The sequence below is a fragment of the Roseateles sp. genome, from assembly GCF_036486225.1.
GTDB lineage: Bacteria > Pseudomonadota > Gammaproteobacteria > Burkholderiales > Burkholderiaceae_C > Roseateles.
In genome coordinates, this window is sequence record NZ_DASVNZ010000250.1 from 1 (window position 1) to 15,616 (window position 15,616).

Genomic DNA, 15,616 nt, shown 5'->3' on the forward strand with positions numbered 1-15,616 from the left:
CATGAAAAAACGGCCCCGAAGGGCCGTTGTGTGGTGCGGTGCGAAGGCTCAGCGCTTCGCGAGACGCTGCCAGGTCTCGATGACCGAGTCCGGGTTCAGGGACAGCGAGGCAATGCCCTCGGCCGCCAGCCATTCGGCAAAGTCCGGATGGTCGCTGGGACCCTGGCCGCAGATGCCGATGTACTTGCCCGTGGCTCGGCAGGCAGCAATGGCACGCGAGATCAAGGCCTTGACCGCCGGATCGCGTTCGTCGAAGTCACCCGACAAGAGCTCCAGGCCGGAGTCGCGGTCCAGACCCAGCGTGAGCTGCGTCAGGTCGTTGGAGCCGATCGACATGCCGTCGAAGTGCTCCAGGAACTGCTCGGCCAGGATGGCGTTGCTCGGGACCTCGCACATCATGATGACGCGCAGGCCGTCCTGGCCGCCGTTGGCCGCACGCTTGAGACCGCGCTCGGCCAGCATCGCGACGACCTTCTCCGCCTGCTTCACCGTGCGCACGAAGGGCACCATGATCTCGACGTTGGTCAGGCCCATGTCGTTGCGCACGCGCTTGAGCGCCTCGCATTCCATCGCGAACGCATCCTGGAACTCGCCCGAGATGTAGCGCGACGCACCGCGGAAGCCCAGCATCGGGTTCTCTTCGTCCGGCTCGTAGCGCGAGCCGCCGATCAGCTTGCGGTACTCGTTGCTCTTGAAGTCGGACAGACGCACGATGACCGGCTGCGGCCAGAAGGCCGCGGCGATCGTGGCGATGCCCTCGGCCAGCTTGTCGACGTAGAAGGCGCGCGGCGAGGCATGACCGCGGGCCACCGACTCGACCGCCTTCTTCAGGTCGTTGTCGATGTTCGGATAGTCCAGGATCGCCTTCGGGTGGACGCCAATGTTGTTGTTGATGATGAACTCGAGCCGCGCCAGGCCGACGCCGCTGTTGGGCATCTGCGAGAAGTTGAAGGCCAGCTGCGGGTTGCCGACGTTCATCATGATCTTCACCGGGCTGTAAGGCATCTCGCCGCGGTGGACTTCGCTGACTTCGGTCTCGAGCAGGCCGTCGTAGATGAAGCCGGTGTCGCCCTCGGAGCAGACCACCGTCACCAGTTGGCCGTCCTTGAGCTTGTCGGTGGCGTCGCCGCAACCGACCACCGCCGGGATGCCGAGCTCACGCGCAATGATCGCCGCGTGGCAGGTGCGGCCGCCGCGGTTGGTCACGATGGCGCTGGCGCGCTTCATGACCGGCTCCCAGTTCGGGTCGGTCATGTCGGTGACCAGCACGTCGCCGGGCTGCACACGTTCCATCTCGGCCACGCTGTCGACCAGGCGCACCGGGCCCGTGCCGATCTTCTGACCGATCGCGCGGCCTTCGGCCAGCACGGTGCCGGAGCCCTTGAGCTTGAAGCGCTGCTCGACCTGGCCTTCGGCCTGGCTCTTCACCGTCTCCGGACGCGCCTGCAGGATGTAGAGCTGGCCGTCCTTGCCGTCCTTGCCCCATTCGATGTCCATCGGGCGGCCGTAATGCTGCTCGATGATCACGGCGTATTTCGCCAGCTGGACGACGTCCTCGTCGGTCAGCGAGTAGCGGTTGCGCTGCTCGACCTCGACGTCGACGGTCTTGACCAGCTTGCCGCTCGCCGCCTTCTCCTCGGGCGTCGAGAAGGTCATCTGGATCAGCTTGGAGCCCAGGTTGCGGCGGATCAGCGCGAACTTGCCGCGTTGCAGCGCCGGCTTGTGGACGTAGAACTCGTCGGGATTGACAGCGCCCTGCACCACCGTCTCGCCCAGGCCGTAGCTGGAGGTGATGAAGACGACGTCCTTGAAGCCGGACTCGGTGTCGATGGTGAACATGACGCCGGCGGCGCCGAGGTCGGAGCGCACCATGCGCTGCACGCCGGCGGACAGGGCCACGTCGCTGTGCGCGAAGCCCTTGTGGACGCGGTAGCTGATCGCGCGGTCGTTGTAGAGCGACGCGAAGACTTCCTTCATCTTGTGCAGCACGTCCTCGATGCCGACGACGTTCAGGAAGGTCTCCTGCTGGCCGGCGAAGGAGGCGTCGGGCAGGTCTTCCGCGGTCGCGGAGGAACGCACGGCGAAGGAGGCGTCCGGATTGTCCGCGGTCAGGGCGGCGAAGGAGGCGCGGATCGAAGCTTCCAGATCGGCCGGGAACGGCTGCGCTTCCAGCCAGCCGCGGATCTCGGCACCGGCCGCGGCCAGTGCACGGACGTCGTCGGTGTTGAGGTCGGCCAGGCGCTTCTGGATGCGGATGTCCAGGCCTTCATGCCTGAGGAAGTCGCGGAAGGCGTGCGCCGTGGTGGCGAAGCCACCGGGCACGCGCACGCCGGTTTCGGCCAGCTGCGAGATCATTTCGCCGAGCGAGGCGTTCTTGCCGCCCACCGACTCGACGTCGGTCATCCTCAGTTTCTCGAAGGGTACGACCAGGGCGGTCGCCTCGAAGCGTGCATCAGACATGGGAAAACTCCGTGATGTTGAGAAACCGGGGCTCCCCGCGCACTCCCGAGCAGGCCGATCCGGTCGGCGGCTTCGAGGGAGACAGGCATGAGGCGGCGCACGACAGGTGTTGTCGATTCTTGTGGGCGGCGCGAAGCGGCGTTCATGCGGCGTTCAATGCGATGGGCAGGGGCAAGTTGCGGACGATTCTAGTGGGTCGCCGATCTATGATGTAAGCCCCCGTTCGGGGCCGGGCCGAGGCGGAACAACGGCTGAACTTCCCGCTTCGGCATGTGGCATGCCCGATCCGGCGAAGGCTCCCGGACCCCCTCGCGGTTCGGTTCCGGCACGATTCAAAGGCCCCCATGACCCAGCACACCGTCTTCTTCGTTTCGGATGGCACCGGCATCACCGCCGAAACCTTCGGTAACTCCATCCTGGCGCAGTTCCCGGTGAAGGCCCGTCACGTGCGCCGCCCGTTCATCGACAGCGGCGAGAAGGCCCACCAGCTGGTCCAGGAGATCAACGAGACCGGCGAGCGCGAAGGCGTGCGCCCCATCGTGTTCGCGACGCTGGTGAACCGCGAGGTGCTCAACGTGGTGCGTCAGGAGTGTCAAGGCCTCGTGATGGACATGTTCGGCACCTTCATCGCACCGCTGGAGGATGAGTTCCGGACCAAGTCCAGCCATCGCGTGGGCCGTTTCTCCGACGTCGCCAAGAGCCAGGAGTACCACGACCGGATCGAGGCCATCAATTTCTCGCTGGCACACGACGACGGGCAGTCGGCGCGCAACCTCGACTCGGCCGACGTGATCCTGGTCGGGGTCAGCCGTTGCGGCAAGACGCCGACCTCGCTCTACCTGGCGATGCAGCACGGCATCAAGGCCGCCAACTACCCGCTGATCCCCGAGGATTTCGATCGCGGCCACCTGCCCTCGCTGCTGGTCCCGCACAAGAAGAAGTGCTTCGGCCTGACGATCGATCCGGAGCGCCTGGCGCAGGTCCGCAACGAGCGCCGCCCCGGCAGCAAGTACGCCGACCTCATGAACTGCCATTACGAGGTCCGCGAGGCCGAGACGATGATGAAGAAGGCCGGCATCAACTGGCTGTCGTCGACGCACAAGTCGATCGAGGAGATCGCGACAACGATCCTTCGCGACATCCGTCCTGACCGCCTCATGTATTGAGCCCTCTCGCGACCGATGCCGGCGAGCGCGCTCGCCCTGGTCGTCGCGGCCGCTTTGATCCACGCGCTGTGGAACTTCGCCGCCAAGAAGGCCCAGGGCAACCATCACTTCTCCTGCATGACCGCGCTGGGCATCAGCCTGCTGTGGTTGCCGGCGGCGCTCGTCGCCGGCTTCGACGAGTTGCCCGACTGGGGCTGGCAGGCGTGGACCGCCGTGATCGCCAGCGCGATCGTGCACCTCGCCTACTTCAACGCGCTGCTGGCCGGCTACCGCGCCGCGGACATGACGGTGGTCTACCCGGTCGCGCGCGGCAGCGGGCCGCTGCTGTCGTCGCTGGTCGCCGTGGTGCTGCTGGGCGAGCAGCTCGGGTTGGGCGGCGGACTCGGTCTCGCGGGCGTGGTCGGCGGAATCCTGCTGATGGCGGCGGGACCGACGTTCTTCGCCAAGGGCGCGAACCGCGATCCCGAACTGCATCGCAAGCGCAAGCTCGGCATCGCCTGGGGCGCGTTGACCGGCGCCACGATCGCGACCTACAGCGTCATCGACGGCTATGCGGTGAAGGTGCTGGCCCTGTCACCGATCCTCTACGAGTACTTCTGCAACGCGCTGCGCCTGCCGATGATCCTGCCGGCGGTGCTGCGCGACCGCGCCGGTTTCGTGCACGCCCTGCGCCGGCAGTGGAAACACGCGCTGGTCGTCATCGTCGGTGCGCCGACGGCCTACATCCTGGTGCTCTATGCGATGAAGCTCGCGCCGCTGTCGCGCGTCGCGCCGGCGCGGGAGCTGTCGATGCTGTTCGCCGCGCTGATCGGCGGGCAGCTGCTCGGTGAAGGCGAGCGTGGATGGCGCATCGCGGGCGCGGCGTTCATTGCGCTGGGAGTCGCGGCGCTTGCGATGGCGAAGTGATGCGCGGCTGACACGCTGAGCGCGTCAGACATCGCGCGTCAGACATCGCGCGTCAAACATCGCCCGTCAAGCATCCACTCAGACCAGCCTGCGTCGCGCCGACTCGTAGAGACAGATCGACGCGGCGCTCGCCACATTGAGCGATTCTTCGCCGCCCGGCTGCGGAATGCCGACGCGCAGCGCGCAGCGCTGCATCAGCGCCTCGGCGACGCCCTGCCCTTCGTGACCCATGACCCAGGCGCAGGGGTTCGGAAGGTCGGCCTCGTGCAGCAGGGCATCGGCATGCGAGCTCGTCGCCAGCAGCGGGACCTTCAAGGCGTCCAGGTCCTCGACGCTCAGCCCCTCCACCAGGTTCAGCCCGAAGTGCGCGCCCATGCCGGCGCGCAGCACCTTCGGCGACCACAGCGCCGCCGTGCCCTTCAGCGCCAGCACCTGACGGAAGCCCAAGGCCCCGGCGCTGCGCAGGATCGTGCCGACGTTGCCGGCATCCTGCAGGCGGTCCAGCACGACGGAATCGGCCTTCGCGTCGATGCGGGGCTGTGTCGGCAGCGTCAGCTCGAAGCCGATCTGCGCGGGAGACTCCAGCCCCGACACCGTCTTGAAGAGCTCGGGCGAAACGACCAGCACCTTGGGCGCCAGATCGGCGAGCGCGTGCATCGCCTCGTCCGCCGCGGCCACGTCCGTGATCAGCGCCAGCGACGGCTTCACGCCGCGCTGCACCGCCGCGCGCGCGAGGTGGTCCCCTTCGAGCCAGACGCCGCCCAGCTTGCGATAGGCGCCGCCGTCCTGCGCCAGCTTGCGCAGGCGCTGCAGGTTCGGGTTGTCTCGGGCGGTGATGGGCAACCAGCTCATGCGATGCGTTCTTCAGAAAGTTCCAGCGAACGCACCGGCGCGAAGCTCTGGCGATGCCACACCGTCGCGCCGTGCACGCGCAACGCGTCCAGGTGCTCGCGCGTGCCGTAGCCCTTGTGGTTGTCGAAGCCGTACTCCGGATGCTGCGCGTGCATCTGCAGGCAGAAGCGGTCGCGATGCACCTTGGCCAGGATGGACGCCGCCGAGATCGCCGGCACCAGCGCATCGCCCTTGACGATGGCCTCGGCCGGGATGCGCAGCACCGGCAGCCGGTTGCCGTCGACCTGCACGTGCGCGGGCTTGAGCCGCAGGCCCTCGACCGCGCGGCGCATCGCCAGCATCGTCGCCTGCAGGATGTTGATGCGGTCGATCTCCTCGACCGTCGCCTCCGCGATGCAGAAGCACAGCGCCTTGGCGCGGATCTCGTCGAACAGTTGCTCGCGCTTCTTCTCGCTGAGCACCTTCGAATCGTTCAGCCCCTTGATCGGGTTCTGGTCGTCGAGGATCACCGCCGCCGCGACCACGGGCCCCGCCAGCGGGCCTCGGCCCGCTTCGTCCACGCCGCACAGCAGACCCTCGCGGACCCATTCGAGGCCCAGTTGCGTCGGAAGCTCAGGCGCCGAGGATTTTCGCGATCGCATCGCCGGCCCTTTGCGCGGTGTTGCAGCGCAGCTGTTGGTGGATCTCGAGGAAGCGCTCGCGCAGCCGCTCCCGACGCGGCGCGTCGTCCAGCCAGGCCAGGCCCTCGCGCGCGATGCGCTCGCCGGTGCACTCGTCCTGCAGGCACTCGGGCACCAGCGTCTCACGTGCCAGCACGTTGGGCAGGCCCACCCACGGGAGCAGCGCCTTGCCCTTCATCCGCCACGCGTTGAACCAGTGCAGCTTGTAGGCGATCACCATCGGACGCTTCAGCAGCGCCGCTTCCAGCGTCGCGGTGCCGCTGGCGACCAGCGTCAGGTCGCAGGCCGCCAGCGCCTCCTGCGCGCGGCCGTCGACGAGCGTCATCGGCAGGCCCTGGCCGTGCTGCGCCATCAGCGCCTCGACCATGGGTCGCAGCCCCGGCGCGATCGGGATCACGAAGCGCAGCGCGGGCCGCGCCTGGTGCATGCGCCGGGCCGCGTCCAGCAGCGGCGGCCCGATGTAGTCCAGTTCACTGCGGCGGCTGCCGGGCAGGATGGCGACGAGCGTGTCGCCCTCCCCGAAGCCCAGGTCGCGTCGCGCGTCCTCGCGCGGCGGCTCGAACGGGATCTGGTCCGCCAGCGGGTGGCCGACGTAGGTCGACGGGATGCCGGCCTTCTCCAGGATCGCGGGTTCGAACGGGAACAGGCAGAGCACATGGTCCGCGCTGCGCTTGATTGTCTGCACGCGATCCGCGCGCCAGGCCCAGATCGACGGGCAGACGAAATGGACCGTCTTGATGCCGGCCTCGCGCAGCCGTTGCTCCAGGCCGAAGTTGAAGTCCGGCGCATCGACGCCGACGAAGACCGACGGCCGCTCGGCGATCAGCCGATCGCCGAGCTGGCGGCGGATCGCCAGCAGTTCGCGGATGTTCTTGATCGCGTCCCAGTAGCCGAAGATCGACAGCTTGTGGCTGGGCCACCAGGCGTCGAAGCCCTGCGTCTGCATCTTCGGGCCGCCGATGCCGGCCGAGCTCAGCTCAGGCCAGCGCGCCTTCAGGCCCTGCAGCAACAGGCTGGCGAGCAGATCTCCGGAGGCCTCGCCGGCCACCAGGCCCAGTCGAGGATCCGTGGAACTCATGTCGGTCGTCCGGGTCGATCAGCGGACGAGGCCGCGCTTGGCGCCCGCCAGGAAGTCCAGCATCGCCTGGATGTCGCGGACCGACTCCGCGTCCTGGCCTTGCTTGAGCGCCTCGATGTTGGCGACGGACTGCTCCAGCGTCGTCCCGTCGCGGAACAGCAGCTTGTGGATCTGGCGGATCACGCCGATGCGGTCGTTGCTGAAGCCGCGGCGGCGCAGGCCGGTCAGGTTGACCGCCCGCACGCCCAGCGGGTTGCCGTCGACCGTCATGTAGGGCGCGACGTCCTGCGCCACGTGGCCCTGGAAACCGATCATCGCGTGCGCGCCGACGTGCACGAACTGATGGACGCCCGTGAGGCCGCCGATCGTCGCCCAGTCGCCGACGTGCACGTGACCGGCCAGCGTCGCGTTGTTGGCCAGCACGCAGTGGTCGCCGACGATCACGTCATGCGCCAGATGCACGTAGGCCATGATCCAGTTGTCGGAGCCGACGCGCGTGACGCCCTGCTCCTTGAACGTGCCGGTGTTAAAGGTGCAGAACTCGCGGATCGTGTTGCGGTCGCCGATGACCAGCTCCGTCACTTCGCCGCCGTGGCTCATGTCCTGCGGCATCGCGCCGATGGACGCGAACTGGAAGATGACGTTGTCGCGGCCGATCGTGGTCTTGCCCTCGATCACGGTGTGCGGACCGACGCGGGTGCCCGCGCCGATGCGCACGTCGGGGCCGATCACCGCGTACGGGCCGACCTGGACGGTGTCGTCGAGCTGCGCCTGCGGGTCGATGATCGCGGTGGGATGGATGCGGGCCATGGGCGTCCGGATTCAGCGGCGGTTCAGCAGTCGAGCTTGCGCATCGTGCACATCAGGCCGGCCTCGGCCACGATGTCGTTGCCGACGAAGGCCTTGGCGCCGAACTTGTAGATGCTGGCCTTCGCGCGGTCCAGCGTGACCTCGAGGATCAGCTGGTCGCCCGGTTCGACCGGACGCTTGAAGCGCGCGTTGTCGATGCCGGCGAAGTAGACGACATGGTTCTCGTCCAGCGTGAAGTCGTAGCTCTCGACCGCCAGCAGCGTCGCGGCCTGCGCCAGCGCTTCCAGGATCAGCACGCCCGGCATCACCGGACGGTGCGGGAAATGGCCCTGGAAGAACGGCTCGTTGATGCTGACGTTCTTGATCGCGCGGATGCGCACGCCCTTCTCCACCTCCAGGACGCGGTCGACCAGCAGGATGGGGTAGCGGTGCGGCAGCTTCTCGAGGATGCCGTGGATGTCGATGCGGGTCTCAGTCATGTCGTCTTCTTTTCCAGGGCACGCACGCGCTGGCGCAGCTCATAGAGCCCGCGCAGGGCGGCGGCGTTCTTCTGCCACGATGCGGCGTCCTCGAAGGGCCACATGCCGGCGTAGGCGCCGGGCTTGTCGATGCTGTTGCTGATGTTGGCCGTCGGGCCGATCTGCACGCCGTCAGTGATGCGGATGTGTCCGTTGATCCGCGCCGCGCCGGCCACGATGCAATTCGCGCCGATCTCGGCGCTGCCGGCGATCGCCGTCGCGCCGGCGATCGCCGTGCCCTTGCCGATCTTCACGTTGTGCGCGATCTGGACCAGGTTGTCGATGATGACGCCGTCGGCGATCACCGTGTCGCCCAGCGCGCCGCGGTCCACGCAGGTGTTGGCGCCGATCTCGACGCCGTCGCCGATGCGCACCGCGCCGAGTTGCTCGATCTTGACCCACTCGACGCCGGGCGCGCCGTCCGAACGTCTGGTCGGCGCGAAGCCGAAGCCGTCCGCGCCGATGACCACGCCGCTGTGCAGCATCGAGCGTTCGCCGATCACGCAGTCGTGGCCGAACACCACATGCGGCGCCAGCCGCGTGTGCGCGCCGATGCGGGCGTCCTGCTCGACGATGGTGTGCGCGCCGATGCGCACGCCGTCACCCAGCACGGCGCCGGATTCGATCACCGCATGCGGGCCGACTTCGACGCCGCTGCCGATCACCGCGTCCGCCGCGACCGTGGCGGTCGGATGGATGGCCGGCGCGCTGCGCGGCTTGCGCATGTTCTCGGCCCACCATTGGGTCAGGCGCGCGAAGTAGAGGTAGGGATCCGGTGCCACGATGCAGCACGCGGTGGTGCCGGCGCCCTGGCGGGCCGCGGCGGCCTCCGCCAGCTTGGGCGACACGATCACGCAGGCCGCCTGCGTCGTCGCCAGCTGCGCTTCGTACTTGGGGTTCGACAGGAAGGAGATCGCGTCCGCGCCGGCCTCTTCCAGCGGCGCGATCGCACGGATCGCCGTCCCGGACGCACCAAGAAGATCGCCGCCCAAGGCGGCGATCAGATCGGAGACCAGAACCTGCTTCGTGGTCACTTCGGGCCTCACCTCTGACGTCACTTCTGACCGTTGAGCGCGTCGATCACCTTCTTCGTGATGTCCACGCGGGGGCTGGCATGAATCGCGTCCTGAACGATCAGATCGTACTTCTCCTGCTCGAAGATCTGCTTGATGACCTTGTTGGCCTTCTCGATCACGGCGGAGAGTTCCTCGTTCTTGCGCTGGGCGACGTCCTCGTTGAACTCGCGGCGCTTGCGCTGCAGGTCGCGGTCCTGCTCGATCAGCTCGCGCTGGCGGCGGCCGCGCTCGGCCTCGCTCAGGGCCGGACTGTCCTTGTCAAGCTTCTCGGCCGCGCCGCGCAGCTTGGTCTCCAGGTCCACCAGCGCCTTTTCGCGCCGGCTGAACTCGGCCTGCAGCTTCGTTTCCGCCGCCTTGGCCAAATTGGTTTCGCGCAGGATCCGCTCGCTGTTGACGTAGCCGATCTTGACTTCCTGGGCTTGCGCGCCCAGGGTCGCCGCGCCCGCCAGGAGGACGGTGGCGACGATCTGCGACAGCTTGCTCTTCATCAGAATGCAGTCCCGATCTGGAATTGGAATCGCTCGATTCTATCCGTGGGCTTCTTGCGGATCGGCGAGCCGTAGCTGAGCCGCAGCGGGCCCATCGGCGACAGCCAGCTGATACCCGCGCCAGCCGACGCGCGAACCTCACTGAAGCTGAGCTTCTCGTCCTGGCCCCACACGTTGCCCGCGTCCAGGAACGCGAACAGACGGAAGCTCTTGTCGTTGCCCGAACCCGGCACCGGCACGTAGAACTCGGTGTTCAGGTTGAACTTGCGATTGCCGCCGGTGTACGAACCGGTGACGTCGACCGGGCCCAGGGTGCCGGGCTCGAACACCCGCACCGATCCCAGGCCGCCGCCGTAGAAGTTCTTGAAGATCGGATACGGCCGGCCGCTCAGGCCCTTGCCGTAGGCGAATTCGCCGTTGATCATCAGCGAGAACTTGCGGCCCAGCGGGAAGAACTCCTGGTACTGCAGGTTGGCGATCGTGTAGCGCGAGTCGCCGACCGGGCTCAGTTCCAGGTTCACGCGCTTCATCGAGCCGGCGGTCGGCGTGATGACGGAGTCGCGGTTGTCCTTCTTCCAGCCGATCGTCAGCGGGATCGACATCGCCGACGCGCCGAACTGCTCGCGGAACAGCCAGTAGCTGTTGGGCAGGCCGGTCCGCGTCGTGATGCGCGTGGTTTCGTAGCCGATGCCGAAGAAGACGGTGTCGTCCTCGGAGAACGGCACGCCGAACTTGACCGAGCCGCCGTACGAGGCGAACTCGTATTCCTCGCCCAGGTTGTTGATCGGCTTGACGGTCCGGTAGAACACGTCGATCGCGCGGGACACGCCGTCGACGGTGAAGTACGGGTCCACCGTCGTGACGCCCAGCGCGCGGCCGGTGCTGGCGGTGTTCACCTGGATGCCCAGGTAGTTGCCGGAGCCGAACACGTTCTCCTGCGAGATCGAGCCCGACAGCGACAGCTTGCTCGCGCTCGAGTAGCCGGCGCCGATCTGGATGTTGCCGGTCGGGCGCTCGGTCACCGTCAGCGTGACGTCGACCTGGTCGGGCGAACCCGGGACCTCGGTCGTGTCGATGGTGACGTCCTTGAAGTAGCCCAGGCGCTCGACGCGGTCACGCGAGGCCTTGATGCGGGCGCCGTCGTACCAGGACGATTCGAACTGGCGGAACTCGCGGCGGATGACTTCGTCCCGCGTGCGGGTGTTGCCCGAGATCAGCACGCGCCGCACGTAGACGCGGCGCTGCGGTTCGCCGACCAGCGTCACCGTCACCTGGCCGGTCGCGCGGTCGATCTCCGGTCGGCTCTCGACACGCGCGAAGGCGTAGCCGAAGGTGCCGTAGAGGTCCTGGAAGTTGCGCGTGGTCTGCGCCACCGCCTCGCCGTTGTACGGCTGGCCGGGCTTGAGCGCGACCAGGCGCTTGAACTCCTCGTCGCGACCCATGAAGTCGCCTTCGAGCTTGATCCCGTTGACCGTGTACGGCTGGCCTTCGTTGATCGTGATCGCGATGCTGATGCTCTGCTTGTCCGGCGAGATCGTGACCTGCGTGGACTCGACGTTGAACTCGAGGTAACCGCGGTTCAGGTAGTACGAGCGGATGGTTTCCAGGTCCGCGTTCAGCTTGGCGCGCGAGTAGCGGTCGGTCTTCGTGTACCAGGTCAGCCAGCCCGACGTGGTCTGCTCGAGCAGCCCGGTCAGCGTGCTTTCGCTGAAGACCTTGTTGCCCAGGATGCGGATCTCGGCGATCTTGGCCGGCTCGCCTTCCGTCACGGAGAAGCTGACGTTGACGCGGTTGCGTTCGATCGGGGTGATGGTCGTCGTGACCTCGGCGCCGTACAGCGAGCGGGTCAGGTATTGACGCTTCAGCTCCTGCTCGGCGCGGTCGGCCAGGGCCTTGTCGAAGGGCTTGCCTTCGCCGATGCCGACGTCCTTCAGCGACTTGGTCAGCGCCTCGGTGTCGAACTCCTTGAGACCGACGAAGCCGACGTTGGCGATGATCGGACGTTCCTCGATCACGATGACGACGGCGTCGGTGTCGAGGTTGATGCGGACGTCCTTGAACAGACCGGTCGCGAACAGCGCGCGCAGTGCGGCGGCGCCCTTCTCATCGTTGTACGTGTCGCCGATGCGGAACGGCAGCGCCGCGAACACCGTGCCCGGATCGGTCCGTTGCAGACCTTCGACGCGGATGTCCTTGAGGACGAAGGGTTCGGCGGCCCAGGCGGAACCGGCTTGCAGCGCGGTGGCCAGCACCGCCAGTTGGATCACGTGGGGGCGCAGGGCGTCGGGCAGGAATCGGGGCATGCGGAAGCTTCAGTGCAGACCCAGCGTGCGGGTCAGATCGTTGAAAAGGGCCAGGCTCATCATCAGCAGCACGACGGCAATGCCTGCGCGTTGCAGCTGCTTGTGCCACCACTCAGAGACAGGGCGGCCGCTCAAACCCTCGAAAAGATAATACATCAGGTGTCCGCCATCGAGCATCGGCAGCGGCAGCAGGTTCAGCACCCCGAGGCTCACGCTGACGGCGGCGAGGAAGCTCAGGAACGCGGTCAGTCCGAGGCTCGCCGACTGGTCCGCCGCCTTGGCGATGGTGATGGGTCCGCTGAGGTTCTTTACCGAGGCTTCACCGATCAACATGCGACCGAGCGTCTTCACGGTCAGCGTGCTGAGTTCCCAGGTGCGGGTCAGGCCTTGCCGGACCGATTCGACGGGGCCGTAGTGGACCTTGACCATCGCCGGCCGGGCGTCGAATCCCGCGCCGATGCGGGCGAGGCGTTGTTCGCCGTTGATCTCGATGCGCGGCGTGACCACGCGCTCCAGCTGCTGGCCGTCGCGCCGCACGACCAGACGCAGCGGCTCCGCCTGACCGTCGACGACCGCGCGACGCACGCGTTGGAGGAACCAGGAGAAGTCGGGGACCGCCTCGTCGTTGACGCGCAGCACGCGGTCGCCCGGCATCAGGCCTGCGGCCTGAGCCGGCTCGCCGGGGGTGATCGACCCCAGCACCGGCTCGACGAACACGCCGCCCAGGCCGATCCGGCCCAGCGTCTTCTCGTCGAAATCGCGACTCTCCAGCGTGTCCGTCTGCAGGCGCACCGTGCGACGGCCGTGGCCGCCCGCGTCGCTGACGCTGATCAGCAGCGGCTGCTTGTCCGCCACGGCCTGCGCGAGTTGCCAGGCGAAGTCCGGCATCGAACGGACGTCTTCCCAGTCCTGGCCGTCGTTGGACCACGCCTGCACCCAGTCGCCGGCGCGCAGGCCGGCGCGTTCGGCCAGTCCGCCCACCGCCGGGGAACCGAGCAGCGCCTTCGGCTCCTCGCGACCGATCCAGCCCACGACCGCGAACAGCACCACGGCCAGGATCAGGTTGGCCGCCGGTCCCGCCGCGACGATGGCCGCGCGCTGCCACAGCGTCTTGCGGTTGAAGGCCTGCGATTGCTGCTCGGGCGCCACCGGGCCGTCGCTCTCGTCGAGCATGCGGACATAACCGCCGAGCGGGATCGCGCTGAGCGTGAACTCGGTGCTGTCCGGCGACTTGCGCCGGCGCAGCAGCACGCGGCCGAAGCCGACCGAGAAACGCAGCACCTTGACGCCGCAGGCGCGCGCCACGCGGTAGTGGCCCCACTCGTGGATCACGATGAGGATGCCCAGCGTGACGAGGAAGTAGAGGACTTGGGAAAGCATCGCGGGCGTCCTGGATCGGAGTCTGGGGCTGGGCGGCGGTCGTCGACCGGAGGATCAGACCGCCGCGGCCAGCGCCGCGATCTGCTGTCGCGCCTGGCGGCGGGCACGTTCGTCGAGCGCCAGCAGGCCCTCGACGCTGTCGACCTCGCCGGCCTCGGGATTCACGGATTCAAGCACCTCGCGGTTGACACGGCAGATGTGATCGAAACGCAGCCGGCGATCGAGGAAGGCGGCGACCGTCTCTTCGTTGGCCGCATTGAGCACCGCGGTGCTGCCCTCGGCCGCGCGCAGCGCCTGCCAGGACAGGTGCAGGCCGGGGAAACGGTGCGCGTCGGCTTCTTCGAAGCTGAGACTCGGCGTCTTCAGCAGGTCCAGCACACCGGCGCCGGAGGTGATGCGCTCCGGGAAGGCCAGCGCGTAGGCGATCGGCACGCGCATGTCGGGCGTGCCCAGCTGGGCCAGCACCGAGTGGTCGCGGCAGACCACCATCGAGTGCACGATGCTCTGCGGATGGATCAGCACCTTGATCTGTTCGGGTTTCAGGTCGAAGAGCCAGCGCGCCTCGATGACCTCGAGCGCCTTGTTCATCATGGTCGCCGAATCGACCGAGATCTTGCGGCCCATCACCCAGTTCGGATGGGCGCAGGCCTGCTCGGGCGTGACGTCGGCAAGCGAGGCCGGATCGCGCTGGCGGAACGGCCCGCCGGACGCGGTCAGCACGATGTGATCGATGCGCTGCGGCCAGGTCGAGCGGTCCTCGGGCAGGCACTGGAAGATCGCCGAATGCTCCGAGTCCACCGGCAGCAGCGTCGCGCCGCCCTCCTTCACCGCGCGCATGAACAGCGCGCCGCCGAGCACGATGGCTTCCTTGTTCGCGAGCAGCAGGCGCTTGCCCGCGCGCGCCGCGGCCATCGCCGGCGGCAGGCCGGCGGCACCGACGATCGCGGCCATCACTGCGTCGACCTCGGGATGCGCGGCGACCTCGCTGAGCGCGTCCATGCCGACCAGCACTTCCGTGCGGAGGCCCGCTTCGCGCAGCGTCGCGCGCAGTTGCGCGGCGAGCGCCGCATCGGGCAGCACGGCGAAGCGCGGCTGGAACTGCACGCACTGCGCGGCCAGTTCGTCGACGCGGCTCATCGCCGACAGGGCGAAGACGCGATAGCGGTCCGGATGGCGCGCGATCACGTCCAGCGTGTTGGTGCCGATGGATCCGGTGGAACCCAGCACGCAGACCTGCTGCGGGCGGTGGAGGTGATCGGTCATCGCAGGAGGTCTCGCGGCGGTCCCGGGGATCGTGGGAAGGATCAGAGGGAAAGGTCAGAGGGATGTCAGCGCCAGCGCCAGCGGCAACACCGGCAGCAGCGCGTCGACGCGGTCCAGGACGCCGCCATGGCCGGGCAGCAGCTGGCTGCTGTCCTTGGCGCCCGCGGCCCGTTTGACCAGGGATTCGAAAAGATCGCCGACGACGCTCATCGCCGACAGGAAGACCAGGGCCAGCAGCGACACGACGCCGATGCGCTTCACCAGCACCGTGTACAGCGAGGCCGAGTCCACGGGGACGCGCACGTCGATCACGTGCACCCAGACGAAGCCCAGCACGATCACGCCGACGAGGCCGCCGATCGCGCCCTCCCAGCTCTTGCCGGGACTGATCGCCGGCGCGAGCTTGCGCTTGCCGAAGGCCTTGCCGGCGAAGTACGCGGCGATGTCGGCCATCCAGACCAGGCACATCGCCGACAGCAGGAAGTTGATGCCGCGCTGCCGCGCGACGATCAGCGCGAGCCACGCGGCCCACAGCAGGACCGCGCCGAGCACCAGTCTCAACACGGGCGACAGCTTCGGCCAACCGGCCACGCCGGCAGCGAGCGCGCGCACGCCGCCGAGCACCCAGATCCCACC

General features: G+C 67.9%; 14 protein-coding genes. 2 read left to right on the forward strand and 12 right to left on the reverse strand.

Annotated features, from left to right (window positions below; genetic code table 11):
* Positions 1 to 48 precede the first annotated feature (48 nt).
* The gene (gene ppsA, locus VF536_RS16655; RefSeq protein ID WP_331615980.1) at positions 49 to 2,460 is read right to left on the reverse strand and encodes a phosphoenolpyruvate synthase; all 2,412 of its coding nucleotides are present in this window, start codon (positions 2,458 to 2,460) and stop codon (positions 49 to 51) included.
* Positions 2,461 to 2,804: 344 nt separating this feature from the next.
* Between ppsA and ppsR the strand changes: the two genes are divergently transcribed.
* Both ppsR and VF536_RS16665 read left to right on the forward strand, forming a co-directional pair.
* Positions 2,805 to 3,626: a posphoenolpyruvate synthetase regulatory kinase/phosphorylase PpsR gene (gene ppsR / locus VF536_RS16660; RefSeq protein ID WP_331615981.1), complete on the forward strand. Its 822-nt coding sequence runs from the start codon at positions 2,805 to 2,807 to the stop codon at positions 3,624 to 3,626.
* A gap of 15 nt (positions 3,627 to 3,641) precedes the next feature.
* On the forward strand, positions 3,642 to 4,532 hold the full coding sequence (locus VF536_RS16665) for an EamA family transporter (RefSeq protein WP_331615982.1): 891 nt from the start codon (positions 3,642 to 3,644) through the stop codon (positions 4,530 to 4,532).
* 78 nt (positions 4,533 to 4,610) lie between these two features.
* Here the strand turns inward: VF536_RS16665 and VF536_RS16670 are convergent, their stop codons facing one another.
* The 11 genes from VF536_RS16670 to VF536_RS16720 all read right to left on the reverse strand — a co-directional run.
* The gene (locus VF536_RS16670; protein ID WP_331615983.1) at positions 4,611 to 5,384 is read right to left on the reverse strand and encodes an RNA methyltransferase; all 774 of its coding nucleotides are present in this window, start codon (positions 5,382 to 5,384) and stop codon (positions 4,611 to 4,613) included.
* Positions 5,381 to 6,025, reverse strand: a complete 645-nt coding sequence (gene rnhB / locus VF536_RS16675) for a ribonuclease HII (protein ID WP_331615984.1) — start codon at positions 6,023 to 6,025, stop codon at positions 5,381 to 5,383. Before rnhB ends, VF536_RS16670 begins: the two co-directional genes overlap by 4 nt.
* Positions 5,997 to 7,142: a lipid-A-disaccharide synthase gene (gene lpxB / locus VF536_RS16680; RefSeq protein ID WP_331615985.1), complete on the reverse strand. Its 1,146-nt coding sequence runs from the start codon at positions 7,140 to 7,142 to the stop codon at positions 5,997 to 5,999. Before lpxB ends, rnhB begins: the two co-directional genes overlap by 29 nt.
* 18 nt (positions 7,143 to 7,160) lie before the next feature.
* Entirely contained in the window at positions 7,161 to 7,952 is a 792-nt protein-coding gene (gene lpxA / locus VF536_RS16685; RefSeq protein WP_331615986.1) for an acyl-ACP--UDP-N-acetylglucosamine O-acyltransferase, read from the reverse strand.
* A 23-nt stretch (positions 7,953 to 7,975) separates the two neighbouring features.
* The gene (fabZ, locus tag VF536_RS16690) at positions 7,976 to 8,431 is read right to left on the reverse strand and encodes a 3-hydroxyacyl-ACP dehydratase FabZ (protein WP_331615987.1); all 456 of its coding nucleotides are present in this window, start codon (positions 8,429 to 8,431) and stop codon (positions 7,976 to 7,978) included.
* Positions 8,428 to 9,504 (reverse strand): UDP-3-O-(3-hydroxymyristoyl)glucosamine N-acyltransferase, encoded by a 1,077-nt coding sequence (gene lpxD, locus VF536_RS16695; RefSeq protein ID WP_331615988.1) that lies wholly within the window; start codon positions 9,502 to 9,504, stop codon positions 8,428 to 8,430. Before lpxD ends, fabZ begins: the two co-directional genes overlap by 4 nt.
* Positions 9,505 to 9,524: 20 nt before the next feature.
* Positions 9,525 to 10,034 carry an OmpH family outer membrane protein gene (locus tag VF536_RS16700; protein WP_331615989.1) on the reverse strand — a complete coding sequence of 170 codons (510 nt, stop codon included), beginning with the start codon at positions 10,032 to 10,034 and terminating at the stop codon, positions 9,525 to 9,527.
* Positions 10,034 to 12,313, reverse strand: a complete 2,280-nt coding sequence (gene bamA, locus VF536_RS16705; protein WP_414710399.1) for an outer membrane protein assembly factor BamA — start codon at positions 12,311 to 12,313, stop codon at positions 10,034 to 10,036. The genes VF536_RS16700 and bamA overlap by 1 nt, the downstream gene beginning before the upstream one ends.
* A gap of 33 nt (positions 12,314 to 12,346) precedes the next feature.
* A complete protein-coding gene (gene rseP / locus VF536_RS16710) occupies positions 12,347 to 13,717 on the reverse strand; it encodes an RIP metalloprotease RseP (RefSeq protein ID WP_331615991.1) in 1,371 nt (456 codons plus the stop codon).
* 54 nt (positions 13,718 to 13,771) lie between these two features.
* Positions 13,772 to 14,980 (reverse strand): 1-deoxy-D-xylulose-5-phosphate reductoisomerase, encoded by a 1,209-nt coding sequence (ispC, locus tag VF536_RS16715; protein WP_331615992.1) that lies wholly within the window; start codon positions 14,978 to 14,980, stop codon positions 13,772 to 13,774.
* Between the two features lie 54 nt (positions 14,981 to 15,034).
* Positions 15,035 to 15,616 (reverse strand): phosphatidate cytidylyltransferase (locus VF536_RS16720; RefSeq protein WP_331615993.1); only part of this gene is annotated, 582 nt, incomplete at its 5' end.

Excerpts from the sequence above, each read along its gene's own strand:
- ppsA (WP_331615980.1), bottom strand. The coding sequence starts at position 2,460 with ATGTCTGATGCACGCTTCGAGGCGACCGCCCTGGTCGTACCCTTCGAG.
- ppsR (WP_331615981.1), top strand. The coding sequence starts at position 2,805 with ATGACCCAGCACACCGTCTTCTTCGTTTCGGATGGCACCGGCATCACC.
- VF536_RS16665 (WP_331615982.1), top strand. The coding sequence starts at position 3,642 with ATGCCGGCGAGCGCGCTCGCCCTGGTCGTCGCGGCCGCTTTGATCCAC.
- VF536_RS16670 (WP_331615983.1), bottom strand. The coding sequence starts at position 5,384 with ATGAGCTGGTTGCCCATCACCGCCCGAGACAACCCGAACCTGCAGCGC.
- rnhB (WP_331615984.1), bottom strand. The coding sequence starts at position 6,025 with ATGCGATCGCGAAAATCCTCGGCGCCTGAGCTTCCGACGCAACTGGGC.
- lpxB (WP_331615985.1), bottom strand. The coding sequence starts at position 7,142 with ATGAGTTCCACGGATCCTCGACTGGGCCTGGTGGCCGGCGAGGCCTCC.
- lpxA (WP_331615986.1), bottom strand. The coding sequence starts at position 7,952 with ATGGCCCGCATCCATCCCACCGCGATCATCGACCCGCAGGCGCAGCTC.
- fabZ (WP_331615987.1), bottom strand. The coding sequence starts at position 8,431 with ATGACTGAGACCCGCATCGACATCCACGGCATCCTCGAGAAGCTGCCG.
- VF536_RS16700 (WP_331615989.1), bottom strand. The coding sequence starts at position 10,034 with ATGAAGAGCAAGCTGTCGCAGATCGTCGCCACCGTCCTCCTGGCGGGC.
- rseP (WP_331615991.1), bottom strand. The coding sequence starts at position 13,717 with ATGCTTTCCCAAGTCCTCTACTTCCTCGTCACGCTGGGCATCCTCATC.
- ispC (WP_331615992.1), bottom strand. The coding sequence starts at position 14,980 with ATGACCGATCACCTCCACCGCCCGCAGCAGGTCTGCGTGCTGGGTTCC.